The organism is Kitasatospora nipponensis (genome assembly GCF_039528135.1).
GTDB lineage: Bacteria > Actinomycetota > Actinomycetes > Streptomycetales > Streptomycetaceae > Kitasatospora > Kitasatospora nipponensis.
In genome coordinates this window covers 258-510 of the sequence record NZ_BAAALF010001192.1, presented here as the reverse complement: position 1 = coordinate 510, position 253 = coordinate 258, and positions in this window count along the sequence as shown.

Here is a 253-nt window from a genome sequence, read left to right as displayed (position 1 = left end):
ACATGGCCACCGAGGCACGCTGCACCATCGGCACAGACACCGACACGGATCTGAGACTGGGCTCGCCTGACACGGCGTGAGACAGACCGAAGACGTCCAGGTCAGGACCTCGTCGGATGACATCGCGGCTGAGAACCTACATGACCTGACCTGACCTGTAGGTCTCCGTGATCCGCGGCGGCGCTTCAGTCGGCGTTGTGGGTGCGCAGCTGCTCGGCGGGTTCCTGGTAGGCGTGGGGGGCGGGGGGGAGGG